Annotated in this window: 15 protein-coding genes; 5 read left to right on the forward strand and 10 right to left on the reverse strand. The window is 75.5% G+C overall.

Annotation, left to right across the window (positions count from 1 at the left end; translation table 11 throughout):
- Positions 1-139: 139 nt before the first annotated feature.
- Positions 140-958 carry a hypothetical protein gene (locus FSW04_RS08180; protein WP_146918148.1) on the forward strand — a complete coding sequence of 273 codons (819 nt, stop codon included), beginning with the start codon at positions 140-142 and terminating at the stop codon, positions 956-958.
- Here the strand turns inward: FSW04_RS08180 and FSW04_RS08185 are convergent.
- Positions 921-1,763 carry a DUF427 domain-containing protein gene (locus tag FSW04_RS08185; RefSeq protein ID WP_146918150.1) on the reverse strand — a complete coding sequence of 281 codons (843 nt, stop codon included), beginning with the start codon at positions 1,761-1,763 and terminating at the stop codon, positions 921-923. The genes FSW04_RS08180 and FSW04_RS08185 overlap by 38 nt on opposite strands.
- Before the next feature lie 81 nt (positions 1,764-1,844).
- On the opposite strand from FSW04_RS08185, the gene FSW04_RS08190 reads away from it, so the two are divergent.
- Both FSW04_RS08190 and FSW04_RS08195 read left to right on the forward strand, forming a co-directional pair.
- On the forward strand, positions 1,845-3,233 hold the full coding sequence (locus tag FSW04_RS08190; protein ID WP_146918152.1) for a dihydroorotase: 1,389 nt from the start codon (positions 1,845-1,847) through the stop codon (positions 3,231-3,233).
- Positions 3,230-3,919 (forward strand): isochorismatase family protein, encoded by a 690-nt coding sequence (locus tag FSW04_RS08195; RefSeq protein WP_146918154.1) that lies wholly within the window; start codon positions 3,230-3,232, stop codon positions 3,917-3,919. Before FSW04_RS08190 ends, FSW04_RS08195 begins: the two co-directional genes overlap by 4 nt.
- Here FSW04_RS08195 and FSW04_RS08200 read toward each other — a convergent pair.
- Genes FSW04_RS08200 through FSW04_RS08210 form a run of 3 tightly spaced genes read right to left on the reverse strand, consistent with a single transcriptional unit; the run spans position 3,916 to position 7,097 of the window.
- Positions 3,916-5,268, reverse strand: coding sequence for a dihydroorotase (locus tag FSW04_RS08200; RefSeq protein ID WP_146918157.1), 1,353 nt, complete (start codon positions 5,266-5,268; stop codon positions 3,916-3,918). The genes FSW04_RS08195 and FSW04_RS08200 overlap by 4 nt on opposite strands.
- 3 nt (positions 5,269-5,271) lie before the next feature.
- Positions 5,272-6,090 carry a TatD family hydrolase gene (locus FSW04_RS08205; RefSeq protein ID WP_146918159.1) on the reverse strand — a complete coding sequence of 273 codons (819 nt, stop codon included), beginning with the start codon at positions 6,088-6,090 and terminating at the stop codon, positions 5,272-5,274.
- Positions 6,090-7,097, reverse strand: coding sequence for a zinc-binding dehydrogenase (locus tag FSW04_RS08210; protein WP_146918161.1), 1,008 nt, complete (start codon positions 7,095-7,097; stop codon positions 6,090-6,092). Before FSW04_RS08210 ends, FSW04_RS08205 begins: the two co-directional genes overlap by 1 nt.
- Positions 7,098-7,204: 107 nt before the next feature.
- Between FSW04_RS08210 and FSW04_RS26925 the strand changes: the two genes are divergently transcribed.
- Positions 7,205-7,624: a M28 family peptidase gene (locus FSW04_RS26925; protein WP_228431009.1), complete on the forward strand. Its 420-nt coding sequence runs from the start codon at positions 7,205-7,207 to the stop codon at positions 7,622-7,624.
- The gene (locus FSW04_RS08215) at positions 7,555-8,427 is read left to right on the forward strand and encodes a hydantoinase/carbamoylase family amidase (protein WP_228431011.1); all 873 of its coding nucleotides are present in this window, start codon (positions 7,555-7,557) and stop codon (positions 8,425-8,427) included. Before FSW04_RS26925 ends, FSW04_RS08215 begins: the two co-directional genes overlap by 70 nt.
- Here the strand turns inward: FSW04_RS08215 and FSW04_RS08220 are convergent.
- From FSW04_RS08220 to FSW04_RS08245, 6 genes are all read right to left on the reverse strand, one after another.
- On the reverse strand, positions 8,424-8,627 hold the full coding sequence (locus FSW04_RS08220) for a hypothetical protein (protein WP_146918163.1): 204 nt from the start codon (positions 8,625-8,627) through the stop codon (positions 8,424-8,426). The two genes, FSW04_RS08215 and FSW04_RS08220, sit on opposite strands and share 4 nt — an antisense overlap.
- Positions 8,624-9,109 (reverse strand): glutathione peroxidase, encoded by a 486-nt coding sequence (locus tag FSW04_RS08225; RefSeq protein ID WP_146923591.1) that lies wholly within the window; start codon positions 9,107-9,109, stop codon positions 8,624-8,626. The genes FSW04_RS08220 and FSW04_RS08225 overlap by 4 nt, the downstream gene beginning before the upstream one ends.
- Before the next feature lie 5 nt (positions 9,110-9,114).
- Positions 9,115-10,614: an amidohydrolase family protein gene (locus FSW04_RS08230; protein ID WP_146918165.1), complete on the reverse strand. Its 1,500-nt coding sequence runs from the start codon at positions 10,612-10,614 to the stop codon at positions 9,115-9,117.
- A complete protein-coding gene (locus FSW04_RS08235; RefSeq protein ID WP_187369342.1) occupies positions 10,611-11,741 on the reverse strand; it encodes an NAD(P)/FAD-dependent oxidoreductase in 1,131 nt (376 codons plus the stop codon). Before FSW04_RS08235 ends, FSW04_RS08230 begins: the two co-directional genes overlap by 4 nt.
- 4 nt (positions 11,742-11,745) lie before the next feature.
- Positions 11,746-12,675: an acetamidase/formamidase family protein gene (locus FSW04_RS08240; protein WP_146918169.1), complete on the reverse strand. Its 930-nt coding sequence runs from the start codon at positions 12,673-12,675 to the stop codon at positions 11,746-11,748.
- 186 nt (positions 12,676-12,861) lie between these two features.
- Complete coding sequence (locus FSW04_RS08245; protein WP_228431013.1) at positions 12,862-13,920, reverse strand: GumC domain-containing protein; 1,059 nt, start codon at positions 13,918-13,920, stop codon at positions 12,862-12,864.
- Positions 13,921-13,948: the final 28 nt, after the last annotated feature.

Consider the following 13,948-nt stretch of genomic DNA (forward strand, 5'->3'; position numbering starts at 1 on the left):
CGCCGCCACGTCCTGACACTCTCGCAGCGGATCGCGCCGGCGTGGACGGGGCACGGCAGGTCGGACGATGGGTCGGCACGGGGGAGGGTCGCACGGGGCGCGACGGGCCTGACGCCCCCGGCCCCGTACGCTCGACGGGATGCCCTCCACGGTCTCCAGCCTCTTCTCCGCGGCGCGCGTGACCCCGGCGGGCGTCACGCGCTGGGGCGATCCCGTCGCCCCGCCCGGCCCGCCCGGGTCCCCGGCGATCGGGATCTACGTCGTGGCGCTGGGCGCCGACCCCGGCTCGCTGGACGCCGCGCGCGACGTGGCGCCGATCTCCGCTGCCGCGCTCGACGCCCTGCTGGCCGTGCGACCCGGCCTGACGGTGGACCGCGTGCGGCCCACGCGCGACGGCCTCGCCGCCGCGCTGGCGGCGATGTGGTGCCCCGACGAGGTCGTGCTCTATGTGGGCGTCGCGGGGCGCCGCAAGCAGCGCCCGCCCGAGGGCGAGCTCGCCGAGCGGGTCGCCGAGTACCACGGCACGCCGCTGGGCGCCAGCGGCCCGCACGCCGCCGGGTGGCCGGTCAAGACCCTGTCGTGCCCCGGGGACCTGTACGTCCACGTCGCCTACGCCGACCGGGTCGCGGCGGCGCAGTCCGCGATGGTCGCCCGGTTCGCGCGCGACGTCTCGCCCCTGACCCGGATGGGCCTGCGCGATCGCGCGCACGTGCTCCCGTTCGCCAACCTCGAGTTCCCGAAGGGCACGGCGAAGGACCACGGCATCCTGGGCGCCGGGGCGCGCGGCGAGGAGGAGCACCCGGCGCGCGCCCCCTCTCGCCCCGCCCCCGCGCACGTCGCCGCGGGCGGTCGGGCCCGCGCCGCTGAGGCCCGGCCCCGAGGCTTCCCGACGCTCCCGGCGCCGCTGAGGCCCGGCGGGCTCAGCCCGGCGGCGCGGGCGGCCGCGACCATGGCGTGACGGGGCGCTGGAGGCGCCGGCCGTCCACGGTCATGTCGACGTGCTCGTCGAAGAACGCCACACGGCCCGCCACCTCGGCGGCCTCGCGCAGCGGCGCCTCGTACACCCACGCGACGTCGGGCGCCCCGGCCGCCGACAGGTAGGACGCGCGGCCCTTGTAGGCGCACCAGGACACCGTGTCGCTGGGGGCCAGCAGTCCGAGGTCGACGTCCTCGCGCGACAGGTACGCGCGGACGGGCAGCGGCGGCTCGAAGAGGAGGTACGGGCGCGAGGACTCGGCCAGCACGACGTCGCCCAGCGCGACGCGCACGTGCCGCGAGCTGTGGACGATGTCGATGCGATGGAACGGATCGCGCGGATGGGCGACGTTGGGCTCGTCCTCCTCGAGCCAGTCCAGCCCGGCGAAGTCGACGAGCAGGTGCCCGTCGAGCGCGTCGTCGCGCAGGCGGAAGCCCGCCACCTCGCCCGCTCCGTCGCGGGCGCGCAGGCGCACGGGCTCGCCCGGCGCGGTGTGGAACGCGAACGGCACGCTCGGGTCGAGCACCGGCCGGCCCTCCAGGCGCGGCACGGTCACGCCTGGCGGCGGCTCATCCGCGGCCCCGCCGCCGGCCACGACCTCGGCGTCGACGTCGTCCTCGGGCACGGCGTAGGCCGGGACGATCCGCCGCGGCTCCCAGACGAGGACGGCCCGCCGGCTGTCGACGACGGTCCGGTCGCCCAGCCGCCCGCGGATGCGCTTGTCGATCGGCTCGTGGCGCACGGCCCCCAGCTCGGCCGTCAGCAGGTCGCGCATGCGTCGGCTCATGGGCCAACCGTCCCACAGACACGATGTCCGACGCCAGGCCCGCGTCCCTCCGCGGGCGCCGCGCGGCGCTAGGGTCGCCGCATGAGCGACCTGCGCGTCAGCGGTGGCCGGGTCCTGCTCGCCGACGGGCGCCGCCACGACGTCGACCTGCTCGTTTCGGCGGGCCGCATCGCCGCGATCTGCGAGCCCACGGCGGCCGCGGGCGCCGACGAGGTCCTGGACGCCACGGGCCTCACCGTGCTGCCCGGGGCCATCGACGCCCACGTCCACCTCGGCCAGGACATCACGGTGCCCAGGACGCCCGAGGACGTCGCGCTGGAGACGGCGTCGGCGGCGGCGGGCGGGGTCACCACGCTGCTGGCCTACCTCATGCTCGCCCGGCCCTACGGCGAGGTGCTCGACGAGGTCGTGGCCTTCATGGAGCAGCACGCGCGCATCGACTTCGGCCTGCACGTCTGCATCGTGTCCGGCGAGCAGCTGGCCGAGCTGCCGGCCTACGTCGCCGAGCACGGGGTGTCGTCGTTCAAGTTCTTCATGAACTTCCGCGGCGAGGAGGGCGCCTACCTCGGCCTGCCCGGCAACGATGACGCGTTCCTGGCCGAGCTCATGCGCGCGGCCGCGCGCTGCGGCGCCATGGTCAACCCGCACGCCGAGAACATCGAGCTGATCTGGCGCCGGCGCGGGGAGCCCGTGCCGCCCGGCCTCTCGCCGCTGCAGACCTGGAACCACCTGCGGCCCGCCGAGGCCGAGGCCGAGGCCCTGCAGCGCGCGGCGTTCCTGGCCCGCGTCGCCGGCGCGTCGATGTATGCCGTGCACGTCACCAACGCGCGCAGCCTCGACGCGCTGACCCGCCAGGGGCCCGGCGCCCCCGGCCTGTACGTCGAGACGTGCCCGCACTACCTCGTCTGCGACGAGGCGTCGGGGCTCGGCACCCGCGGCAAGGTCAACCCGCCGCTGCGCACGGCCGCCGATCGCGAGGCCCTGTGGGCCGCGGTCGCCGACGGCACCGTGGACGTCATCGGCTCCGACCACGTGCCCCGGCACGTGTCGGCCAAGTCCGACGACCTCGCCAAGGCCAGCGCCGGCTTCCCCGGCCTGCAGACGCTCCTGCCGCTCGTGCTGTCGGAGGGCCTGCGCCGCGGCATCGACCTCGGGCGCCTGGTGGCCGCGGTGTCCTCCACGCCCGCGCGGCTCTTCGGGCTGGCGCCCCGCAAGGGCACGATCGCGGTCGGCGCCGACGCCGACCTGGCCCTCGTCGACCTCGACGCGCCGCAGACGATCACCGCCGCCGACCAGCTCTCGGGCGCCGGCTACACGGTGTTCGACGGCATCGACGTCGACTGCCGGGTCGTGCACACGCTGGTGCGCGGGCGCCTCGCGCTGCGCGACGGCGCGGCCACCGGCGAGCCGCTGGGCCGCTACCAGCGCCGCGCGCTCAGTGGCGCGACCGCCGTGGGGGCCACGGCATGAGCGGGCCGGCGCCCTGGGAGGGCGTCGTCGGGCCCGGCGACGAGGCGCGCTACCGCGCCGCGGGCTTCGGCGGCCCCTCGGGCTCGGGCTCGCGGCCCGCGCTGCTCGTCATCGACGTGCAGTACCGCACGACGGGCAGCCGGCCGATGCCGTTCGACGAGGCCGTGCAGGAGTACTCGACGAGCTGCGGCGACGTGGCGTGGGCTGCGCTGGAGCACATCGAGCGCCTGGTGACGGGCTTCCGCGCGCTGGACCTGCCGGTCCTGTACCCGCACGTCGCGCCCAAGCTCGGCTACGACGCCGGCCGGCTGGCGGCCAAGGTCCCGGCGATCATGGACGTGCCCGACCGCGGCTACGACTTCGTCGAGGCGGTCGCGCCGCGCCCCGGCGACATCCTCGTGCCCAAGCGCCACCCGAGCGCGTTCTTCGCGACGTCGCTGACGAGCTACCTCGTCGACCTCGGCGTCGACTGGCTCGTCGTGTGCGGCTGCACGACGAGCGGGTGCGTGCGCGCGTCGGTCGTCGACGGCTTCTCCTACAACTTCCGCGCGACGGTGCCCCACGACGCCGTCTACGACCGCAGCCAGGCGGTCCACGCCGTCAACCTGTTCGACATGGCCCAGAAGTACGCCGACGTCGTGAGCACCGACGCCGTCCTCGAGGCCGTCGCCGCCGCGCGCGCCTAGGGCGCCCGGCGCAGCCAGCGGCCCGTGCCGGGCGCGGCGACGACGCGGCCGTCCTCGAAGACCGGCCGGCCCCGCAGCCAGGTGGCCTGGACGCGGCCCACGAGCGCCATGCCGTCGAACGGGCTCCAGCGCGCGGCGGTCACCGAGTCGGCGGCGCGGAAGACCGCGGGCTCGCGCGCGTCGAAGACCACCAGGTCGGCGTCCATGCCCTCGGCGAGGCGCCCCTTGCGGTCGCCGAGCCCGAACAGCGCCGCGGGCGCGGAGGTCATGAGGGCCACGAGGCCGGGCAGCGCCACGCCCTGGCCCTCCGCCGCGGTCAGCACGACGCCCAGCAGCGACTCCAGCCCGGGCATCCCCGCCGCGGCGCGCAGCATCGCGGCCTGCTTGGTCGCCGGCGGCCACGCCGCGTGGTCGGTGGAGATCGTCGCGACGCGCCCGGCGCGCACGTCCTCCCACAGCGCCAGCCGCGCGGCGGCGTCGCGGATCGGCGGGTTGACCTTGGCCGCCGAGCCCAGCCGCGCGACGTCGTCCTCGTCGAGCGCGAGGTAGTGCGCGCACGTCTCGCCCGTCACGTCGGCGCCCAGCGCCCGGTAGCCGGCGATGAGCTCGAACACGCGGGGATGGGTGCAGTGCGCGAGGTGCAGCCGCGCGCCCGACCACAGCGCCAGCTCCAGGGCCTTGGCCGCAGAGGCGGTCTCCGAGACCGGGGGATGCGTGCGGCCGTGCGCGCGCGGGTCGTCCTCGGCGGCCGTGCCGAGCACCCGCCCGAGCACGGACTCGACGACCTCCTGCAGCTCGCTGTGCAGCACGACCGGGACGCCCGTCGGCGCCAGGCGCTCGAAGGCCTCGAGCAGGTCGCCGTCGTCGATGCGCGGGAAGCGCCGGGCGTCGTATTCGTAGGACGAGAACTTGAACGCGCACACACCACCCTCGACGAGCTCGTCGATCGCCGCCACGCCCCCGGTCTTGGCGATCGTGCCGTACAGCCCCACGTCGACGACGGCCTGCTCGCCGACCTGGCCGATCTTCTGCGCCAGCCGGGCGGCGCCCATCACCGGCTCGGCGCGGTCGTAGGGCATGTCGACGATCGTCGTGACCCCGCCCGCGGCGGCCGCCGCGGTCGTCGTGGCGATCGACTCGGTCTCGAAGCTGCCGGCGTGGACGTGGGTGTCGACGAGGCCGGGCAGGACGAGGCGGCCCGGGTGGTCGTGCACCACCGTCGCCTGGGCCGGGGCGCCCGGCGGCAGGATCGCCGCGATCCGCCCGTCGCGGACCGCCACCGACCCGCCCTCCAGCACACGGTCGGGCAGGACGACGTCGCCGCCGACGATCAGGTCGTAGGGCGCCACGGGTCAGGCCGGCGTCCGCACGGTCCGCAGGACCCGGTCGACGTTGGCGGTGGCGGCGCCCAGCAGCGCCTCGGGCTCCACGCCGCGTACGCGGGCGATCGCGGCGCCGATCGCGATGAGGTCGGCCGGGGCGCTGCGCGTGGACGCGTGGCCGTGGTACGGCAGCCACGGCGCGTCGGACTCGACGAGCAGCAGCTCGGGCGGGATCGCGCGCACGGTCTCGTGCCACGCCCCGGCGGCCCCGGGGAACGTGACGCTGGAGCCGACGGAGAACCCGAACCCCAGCGCGGCGTAGGCCTCCACGTCGGCCGGGGTGCCCTCGAAGAACTGCACGCAGCCGCCGACCTCCTCCATGCCCTCCTCGGCCAGGACGCGGGTCGTCGTCGCGTGGGCGCCGCGGCTGTGCAGGATCACCGGCAGCCCGAGCCGGCGCGCCATCTGCAGCTGGTCGCGGAAGACGCGCTCCTGGCGGGCTCTCAGCGCGGGGTCGGCGTAGGAGAGCCCCAGCCACGAGTTGTCGACGAAGTCCAGGCCGATCTCGCCGACGGCCACGACGTCGTCGGCGCCGGCGAGCGCCTCCAGCTCGGCGACGGGCGCGCCGTCCGGGAAGTCCTGGGCATTCCACGGGTGCAGGCCCACCGCGGCCAGGACGGGCTCGTGGGCGGCCGCGATCCCGGTGCCGCGCCGCGAGGTGGCCACGTCCATGCCGACGGTGATCAGCAGCACGACGCCCGCGGCGCGGGCGTCGGCCAGCACGCCGATCAGCTCGTCGTCGGAGAACGCGTCGAGGTGGCAGTGGGCGTCGACGATGCGCGGGGCCATCAGGTGTAGTCCAGGGTGACGGCGAGCGTCTGCTCGGGGTGCTCGTCCAGGAGCCGGAACGCGTCCGGGGCCTGCGCGAACGGGATGCGGTGGCTGATCATCTCCTCGGGGTGCAGCGTCGGCAGGAGCTCGAGCGCGGTCTGCAGCTTGCGGCCCAGGTCCCAGCGGGGCTGCAGGCCGGAGCCGGCGTACAGGACGCTGGAGCTCACGAGCTTGAGGCGCTGGGAGTAGAACTGCGGCGCGAGGACGAGCGGGATCTCCTTGGCGCCGTACCAGCCCACGACGCAGACCGTCGCCTCCAGGCCGCTGCAGTCGATCGCGAGCTGCAGCCCCGACGCCGCGCCGCTGGCCTCGATGCTGATGTCGCTGCCACGGCCGTCGGAGGCCTCCAGCACGGCGGCGACCGCGCCGGCCGGTTCCACGGCGACGTCGGCCCCGAGGCGCAGCGCGATGTCGCGCCGGTGGGCGTAGGGGTCGACGACGACCAGCCGCCCGGCGGTGCGCCGCGCCAGCAGCGCGCAGAACATCCCGACGATGCCCAGCCCGGTGACCACGACGACGTCGCCGAGGCGGACCGGGACGTCGAGCAGCGCGGTGAGCGCGACGTCGACGTTGTTGCCCAGGACCGCGATCTCCGGAGGGTCGAACTCCGGGATCCGGTCGACGAGCTCGGGGTCGGTGGCGTCGATCGTGTAGACGTCCTGGTGGGGGAAGCGGCAGAACACGAGCTCGCCGCCGCTGAAGCCCGAGTCGCGCCCGGCGTCGATCACGCGCCCGACGCTCTGGTAGCCGTACTTGACCGGGAGGTCCCAGCGCCCCTCGCACGTCGACGGCGTCATGGCCTGCCCGCCGGGCCCCAGGCCGTGGTAGAGCACCATCTCGGTCCCGCTGCTGATGCCCGAGGCGATGGCGCGGACGCGGATCTCGCCCGGTCCGGGGTCCGGGGCCGTGGTGGGGCGCAGCTCCGCCACTCCGGGGCTGGGGATCCACAGGGCCTTCGCGTCCACGGCTCCTCCTCGTCGCGTGCCGGCACCCGATGCGCCGTGCGCCGTGGCGCATCATGACGCGGCGCGGCCGCCGGCGGGAGATCGGCGCCTATGATGCGGGCCGCCCGATGCTGCGCATCGACCCCCAGCGGATGCTGCGCGACCTGCGCGAGCTCGCGACCTTCGGCGCGCTGCACCCCGGCGTCGACCGCCGCGCGTTCGGCGACGCCGACCGGGCGGCGCGCGCGTGGCTGGCCGGCCGGCTGGCCGACGCGGGCCTTGACGTGACCGTCGACGACGTGGGCAACGTCGTCGGCCGCACCCCCGGGGTGGCGCGCGCGGTGCTCGTCGGCTCCCACAGCGACAGCGTGCCCGCCGGCGGCTGGCTGGACGGCGCGCTCGGCGTCATCGGCGCGCTCGAGGTGGCGCGGGCCTTCGCCGCCCGCGGGGCAGGGGGACCGGCGTCGGCGTCGACGTCGTGTCCTTCGCCGACGAGGAGGGCACGTTCCTGGCCACCCTGGGCAGCACCGCGTTCTGCGGCGAGCTGACCGGCGAGGCCGTGCAGGCCGCGCGCGACGCGGCCGGCCGGGCGCTGCCCGAGGCGCTGGCGGCGGCCGGGTACGCCGGCCGGCCGCCGGCCCGGCTGGACCGCGACCGCCACGTCGGCTTCCTCGAGCTGCACATCGAGCAGGGGCCACGGCTGGAGGCCGCCGGCGTGCGCATCGGCGTGGTGACCGGCATCGCCGGCATGCGCCGGCGCGTCGTCGCGTTCACCGGCCGCGCCGACCACGCGGGCACCACGCCGATGGGCCGCCGGCGCGACGCGGGCGCCGCGCTCGTGCGCCACGCCGCGGCCGTCGGCGACGTCATCGCGGCCCACGGCGGCCCCGACACCGTGTGGAACATCGGCCGGATCGCGCTGGAACCGGGGGCCAGCAACGTCGTGCCCGGCCGGGCCGAGCTGCTGCTGGAGCACCGCGACCTCGATGACGCCGTGATGGACGGCGTCAACGCCGCGCTGGAGGCGCTCGAGGCGCAGACGGCCGCCGCCACGGGCATCGGGGTGCAGGGCACGACGGTCGCGGCCCGCCGCGGCGCGGCGACCGACGCCCGGCTGGCGGGCCTGCTGGAGGCCGCCGCCGCCGAGCACGGCGCGAGCTCGGTGCGGATGCCCAGCGGCGCGGGCCACGACGCCCGCGTGCTCGGCCGTCACGTGCCCGCCGCGATGCTCTTCGTGCCGAGCATCGGCGGCCGCAGCCACGATGTGGCCGAGGACACCGCCGAGGACGACCTGGTCCTCGGCGTGCAGGTCCTGGCGACCGCGGTCGGCGCCCTGCTCGACCAGGCCTAGTCGCGCAGCACGACCTCGGCGTCCAGCGCCACCGGGACCTTGATCCACTGCACGTCGGAGTCCTCGACGAACGCCAGCATCTCGTCGCGCCCCAGGAACGGCCGGTCGATGCGCGTCACGGTCAGGTCGATGGCCCGCGCCGTGATGCGGTCGCCGGGCCGCACCTCCGTCGCGGGCACCGTCCGCGCCCCGTCGCTCACGGCAGGACGCCCTCGATCGCGGTCACGACCTCGTCGGACTCCGGGTCGACCGTCGGCCGGAAGCGCGCGACGACCTCGCCGGAGGGCGCGACGAGGAACTTCTCGAAGTTCCACTCCACCTCGCCGGCCTGGCCGGCGGCGTCGGGCGCCTCGGTCAGCCGGGCGTACAGCGGGTGGCGGCGCACGCCGTTGACCTCGAGCTTGGCGGTCAGCGGGAACGTCGTGCCGTAGGTCGCCGAGCAGAACTGGTGGATCTCCTCCGCGCTGCCCGGCTCCTGCTCGGCGAACTGGTTCGACGGCACGCCGAGCACGGTGAACCCGCGGTCGCGGTAGCGCTGCTGGAGGCGCTCGAGGCCCTCGTACTGCGGCGTGAGGCCGCAGCGCGAGGCGACGTTGACCACGAGGACGGCGCGGCCCTCGAAGTCGGCGGCGGGCAGCGAGCCCCCGGTCAGCGAGGGCAGGTCGTCGCGGAACGGCGTCATGGCGCTCACGCCGCCGCCGGGGCCGGGGCCGGGGCGCCCGGAGCGGTGATGCTGGGGTCCAGCGGGTTGGCGGTGACGTGCGGGGCCAGCGTGCGCTCGATGAAGTGCCCGCCCGTCGTGCTGCCGACGTAGTTGCCCCGGTCGATGAGGACCTCGCCGCGGCGCAGCACGTCGCGGACCTTGCCGGTCATCTCCTGGCCGTCCCAACACGAGTAGGGCACGCTCATGTGCAGCTCGCGCCAGTCCACCGTCCACTGCCTGGCGGGGTCGAACACCACGACGTCGGCGTCGGCGCCGACCGCGATCTCGCCCTTGGCGGGCGCCAGCCCCATGAGCTGGGCCGGGTTGGTGGCGATGAGCTGCACCCAGCGCGATGCCGAGCAGCGCCCGGTCGCCACGGCCATGGAGTACAACAGCTCGACGCGCAGCTCGACGGCCGACTGGCCGGCCTGCATGCTGTCCTGGGTCGTGCCCATCTTCTCCATGCGGTCCTCGAGCGTCGTCGAGCAGTGGTCGGTGGCCACGACCTGCAGGCGGTCGTCCAGGATGGCCTCCCACAGCTGCTCGCGGTCGGCGGGGAACTTCGGCACCGGAAAGTTGTTGTACAACAGCCCGCGCGGGCCCCAGGCCTTGCCGTCGACGATGAGCGGCGTCTCGTCGCGCATGTTCTCCTGGGTCCAGCTCAGGTAGGCCGACAGCGTCTCGCCGTACATCGGCAGGCCGCGCGAGCGGGCCTCGGCGATCGCGTCGACCGCTGCGCCGGCGGCCACGTGCAGGACGTAGAGCGGGGAGCCTGCGCGCTCGGCCAGGAACAGCGCGCGGCGCACCGCGGCCTCCTCGACGAGCGGCCCGCGCGTCTCGGAGACGTAGGAGGCGTGCTGCTTGCCCTCGCGCTTGTACTTCTCGTGCAGCCAGTTGGCGATCGCGTCGTCCTCGGCGTGCACGAGGCTCAGCCCGCCGTGCTCGGCGACCTCGCACATCGCGCCGTAGCGGCGGCCGTCGTCCGACATCCAGCCGTAGGTCATCATCGTCTTGATCGTCGGGCAGCCCGCGCGGATGACGTCGCCGATCTGCTCGATGTCCTCGAAGGAGAACTCGCGGGTGAGGATCGTGTGCAGGCTCCAGTCGGTGGCCATCGAGCCGTCGAGGAACGCGCGCCGGTCGGCGAGCGTGTCGAGCGGGCCCTTGGTCTCCTGGAACGCGAAGTCGATCACGGTGGTCGTGCCGCCGTGCACGGCGGCCGCGCTGTACTCCGGGCCCTCCGTGACGAGCAGGCCCTGGAAGTCCATGCCGTAGTGGACATGGGGATCGATGGCGCCGGGGACGACGAGGCATCCCGTCGCGTCGATCGTCCGCTTCGCCGGCCCGGCCGTGCCCGGCTCGTGCAGGCCGGAGATGCGCTCGCCGTCGATGCTCACGTCGAGCGCCCGCTCGTCGCGCGGGCCCACGACCGTGCCGCCGGCGATGACGACGTCGTGGACGGGTGCGTCGGTGCTGCTGGTCATGCCGCCTCCTGGAAGCGCGCCGGCGCGTAGCGCGCCAGCACCTCGGATTGCCGGTGGTCGATGAGCTCCTCGGCGACGAGGCGACCGAGGACCGCTGCGAGGGTGACGCCGCTGTGGGTGGCGACGACGTAGAGGCCGTCGCGCGCCAGGCCGACCACGGGCCGGTGGTCGGCGGGCAGGGCGCGCAGCCCGAGGCGCGCGCTCTGCACCTGCGCGGCGCCCGCGCCGCGCAGCCGCGCGCGCACCAGGGCGACGAGCTCCTCGCTGAGCGTGGGCGGGGCGGCGGTCGCCAGCTGCTCGCGCACGCGCGCGTCGATCGCGTCGCTGTGCAGCAGCAGGCGGCCCGCCCCGTCGGGGCGCAGCATGAGGCCGTCGCCCATGACGACGCCCCGCAGGCGCGCGGGCACGGGCGTGGTGAGCACGAGCAGGCCGACGGCGGGGGAGTCGGCCGGCTCGGCGTCCACCATCGGGACGTCGATGCCGGCGGGGGCCAGCAGCTCCTGCGTGAAGCGCCCGACGCAGCTGACCACGACGTCGGCGGGCAGCCTCTGGCCGCCCTCCAGCTCCACGCCGGTGACGGCCTCGCCGTCTCGCAGCAGCCCGGTGACGCGCGTGCCCTCGCGCACGGTCAGCCCGGCGTCGCGCCCGAGGGCGAGCAGGTCGCCCAGGGCGGCGACGGGCTGCAGGTAGCCCTCCGTCGGGAAGTGCCAGAGCGTCCCGGCCGCGTCGTCGGTGACCAGGTCGGGCTCCAGCAGGGCGGCCTGCGCGGGCGTGACCGCCTGCACCGGGTGGCCGAGGTCGCGCAGCAGCCCGACGTGGCGCTCGAGCGTGGCCTGGGCGGCGGGCTCGTCCTCCCACATGATCGTGCCGGTCAGCGCCAGCCACGACGGGTCGCCCAGCTCGGCGCCGAGCTCGCGCCAGGCGGGGTGCGAGTCCACGTTGATGTCCAGGTAGGACTCCAGGCCGGGGTGGCTGGCGTCGATCCAGGCGAACGACGAGCCGCTCGTGCCGCTGCCCGGCGTCGCGGCCTCGATCAGGGTGACCGCGGCGCCGCGCTGGGCCAGCCGCAGGGCGACGACCGAGCCGACGATGCCCGCGCCGACGACGATGATCCGCTGGTGGGCCACGGGCCTAGGACCCCAGCAGGCTCTTGTCGATCTTGGCCACGAGCGAGTACTGCGGGTCGACCATGTTGCCGACGCGCATCCTGCCCGCATGGGTGAGCAGCTGGTAGGCCTCGAGCTCCTCGAAGCCGTAGTCGGCCTGCATCCAGCGGATGAGCTCGACCCAGGCGATGCGCGCGGCGTCCTCCATCGGCCGCGCGCTGCCGACGGTCATGATCTCCGTCGGCGACTCGATGCGCGGCCAGGCGATCGTCGCGCCGGACTCCACGCCGAAGCGCACGCGCACGCGCGCGGTCATCTCGCACGCCACCCCGCAGAGCTCGCCGTCGCCCTGGGAGGCGTGGGCGTCGCCCGTGAAGAACCACGCGCCGTCCACGTTGACGGGCAGCCGCACGATGTTGCCCGGGCAGGTGTCGGGCACGTCCATGTTGCCGCCGAAGGGTCCGGGCGTCAGCGCGCCGATGGCCTCGAGCTCGGGCGCCGTGGCGATCGTGCCGACGAAGGGCCGGTAGGGCAGGCGGATGCCGCGGGGCAGCTCGACGTGCCCGTCGCGCAGCGGGTACTTGTAGACCTGCTCGGGCAGCGACGGGGTGAGCAGGGCGGTCGCCGAGGTGCCGGTGAGCCCGCCGAAGTTCGGGATGTGGGCGCTGACGACGAAGTCGCGCGTGGGCTCGATCTCGAGGATCTCGACGGCCAGCGTGTCGCCCTTGCGGGCGCCCTCGACGACGATCGGCCCGGTCTGCGGGTTCAGGAACGGCATCGTGAGGACCTGGGACGGGAGGTCGTCGACGTCCTGGACGCGCGACTCGAACGCGTCCTCGGTGTAGATGTCGACGATCTCGCCCGGCCTGACCGTCGCGACCGGCTCGCCATAGGTCCCGAACACGTAGCTGTACGTGTCGGTCCTGATCTCACGGACCCGTCCCTCGTCGCCCATCAACGCTCCCCTCGGTCGTCGGCCGCCGACCGGCCACCGAGGGGATGCTTTCACATGTGTCCACGCGCGCCGGGGCGCCGGGGCCGCTCGGTCGGTGGGTGGCGGCCACGAGGTGGGCGCGACGCAGGCCGGGGGGTCCCAGGATCTCGATGCCGACCTGCCCCCACTGGTCACGCCGCCTGGCGATCAACCACCGGCTTTCGCGCCGTCCGGTGGCCCTGCACCGCGATTGGCTGGCCGAGGTCGAGGCCGGGCTCGGCCCCTGAAGATCGCGCGGCGCGGGGCCGCGGCGTCGGGGTCGCCGTGGCGGTGCAGGACCCGGTCGGCGCTCGCCCAGGTCAGGAAGGCCAGGCCGCCGAGCGTGCCCGTCACCGTCATGAGCACGCCCGCCGCCGCGGCGGCGGCCACGCCGTGGCGCCCGAGGATGAGGACCGCCGCCGCCGCGCCGACGCTGGGGCCGACGGGCAGCTGGCCGAGCGTGACCACCGCGATGAGCACGGCGATCGCGTCCAGCAGCGACGCGTGGACGCCGACGGCGTTGAGGAGCATCCAGTTGCGCAGGACCTGCGAGACGATGGCCACGAGCACGAGCGCGACCACGCGGCGTCCGGCGCGCCCGTGACGCAGCACGGCCAGGCCGCGCCAGAGATTGCGGCCGGTGCGCAGCGCGAGGTGCCTCAGGCCCGCGCTGGCGGCCGCGATGACCGCCACGCCGATGAGGGGCACCCACCACGGCAGGCCCAGCGGCCCGATGAGCGTGAACGAGGTCAGCGCCGCCAGCGTGGCCTCGACGGCGAGGATGGGGAACTCGGCGGCGATGAGCGTGGCGACCTGCGGGCTGACGGTCGGCGAGGACCGGCGCAGGGCGGCGATGCGGGCCGCGACGCCGAGGTGGCCGTCCAGGAGGCTGCCGAGCACCTGCATGCTCGAGGCGCGGAAGAGGATGCGCCGTGCGACGCGGCCGCCCGCGGCCTCGATGGTCAGGTGCCACGCCTCCGTGCGAGCCAGCAGCGCGACGATCTGCAGCAGCGTCGCGCCGGCCAGCACCGACACCGCGGCCTGCGAGAACGCGGCCGAGAACGCGTGGCGGTGGCGGGCGAGCACGAAGGCCAGCACCGCCGCCGTGGCCAGCGAGCCGACGATGGTGACCATCCAGCGCCGGCGCGACGCGGACGGGCGGGGTGGGGGGACGGCGACGGTGGCCTCCATCACCCGCACGATGCCCGCCGGCGCCCGCGCCGTCATCGGGGGTCCGCGCGGTGGCGCGCCGTCG

The sequence above is a fragment of the Baekduia soli genome (genome assembly GCF_007970665.1).
GTDB classification, from domain to species: Bacteria; Actinomycetota; Thermoleophilia; order Solirubrobacterales; family Solirubrobacteraceae; genus Baekduia; species Baekduia soli.

What these genes read in the sequence shown, in the direction of transcription:
- FSW04_RS08180 (WP_146918148.1), top strand. Translation starts at nt 140, where the DNA reads ATGCCCTCCACGGTCTCCAGCCTCTTCTCCGCGGCGCGCGTGACCCCG.
- FSW04_RS08185 (WP_146918150.1), bottom strand. Translation starts at nt 1,763, where the DNA reads ATGAGCCGACGCATGCGCGACCTGCTGACGGCCGAGCTGGGGGCCGTG.
- FSW04_RS08190 (WP_146918152.1), top strand. Translation starts at nt 1,845, where the DNA reads ATGAGCGACCTGCGCGTCAGCGGTGGCCGGGTCCTGCTCGCCGACGGG.
- FSW04_RS08195 (WP_146918154.1), top strand. Translation starts at nt 3,230, where the DNA reads ATGAGCGGGCCGGCGCCCTGGGAGGGCGTCGTCGGGCCCGGCGACGAG.
- FSW04_RS08205 (WP_146918159.1), bottom strand. Translation starts at nt 6,090, where the DNA reads ATGGCCCCGCGCATCGTCGACGCCCACTGCCACCTCGACGCGTTCTCC.
- FSW04_RS26925 (WP_228431009.1), top strand. Translation starts at nt 7,205, where the DNA reads ATGCTGCGCATCGACCCCCAGCGGATGCTGCGCGACCTGCGCGAGCTC.
- FSW04_RS08225 (WP_146923591.1), bottom strand. Translation starts at nt 9,109, where the DNA reads ATGACGCCGTTCCGCGACGACCTGCCCTCGCTGACCGGGGGCTCGCTG.
- FSW04_RS08230 (WP_146918165.1), bottom strand. Translation starts at nt 10,614, where the DNA reads ATGACCAGCAGCACCGACGCACCCGTCCACGACGTCGTCATCGCCGGC.
- FSW04_RS08240 (WP_146918169.1), bottom strand. Translation starts at nt 12,675, where the DNA reads ATGGGCGACGAGGGACGGGTCCGTGAGATCAGGACCGACACGTACAGC.
- FSW04_RS08245 (WP_228431013.1), bottom strand. Translation starts at nt 13,920, where the DNA reads ATGACGGCGCGGGCGCCGGCGGGCATCGTGCGGGTGATGGAGGCCACC.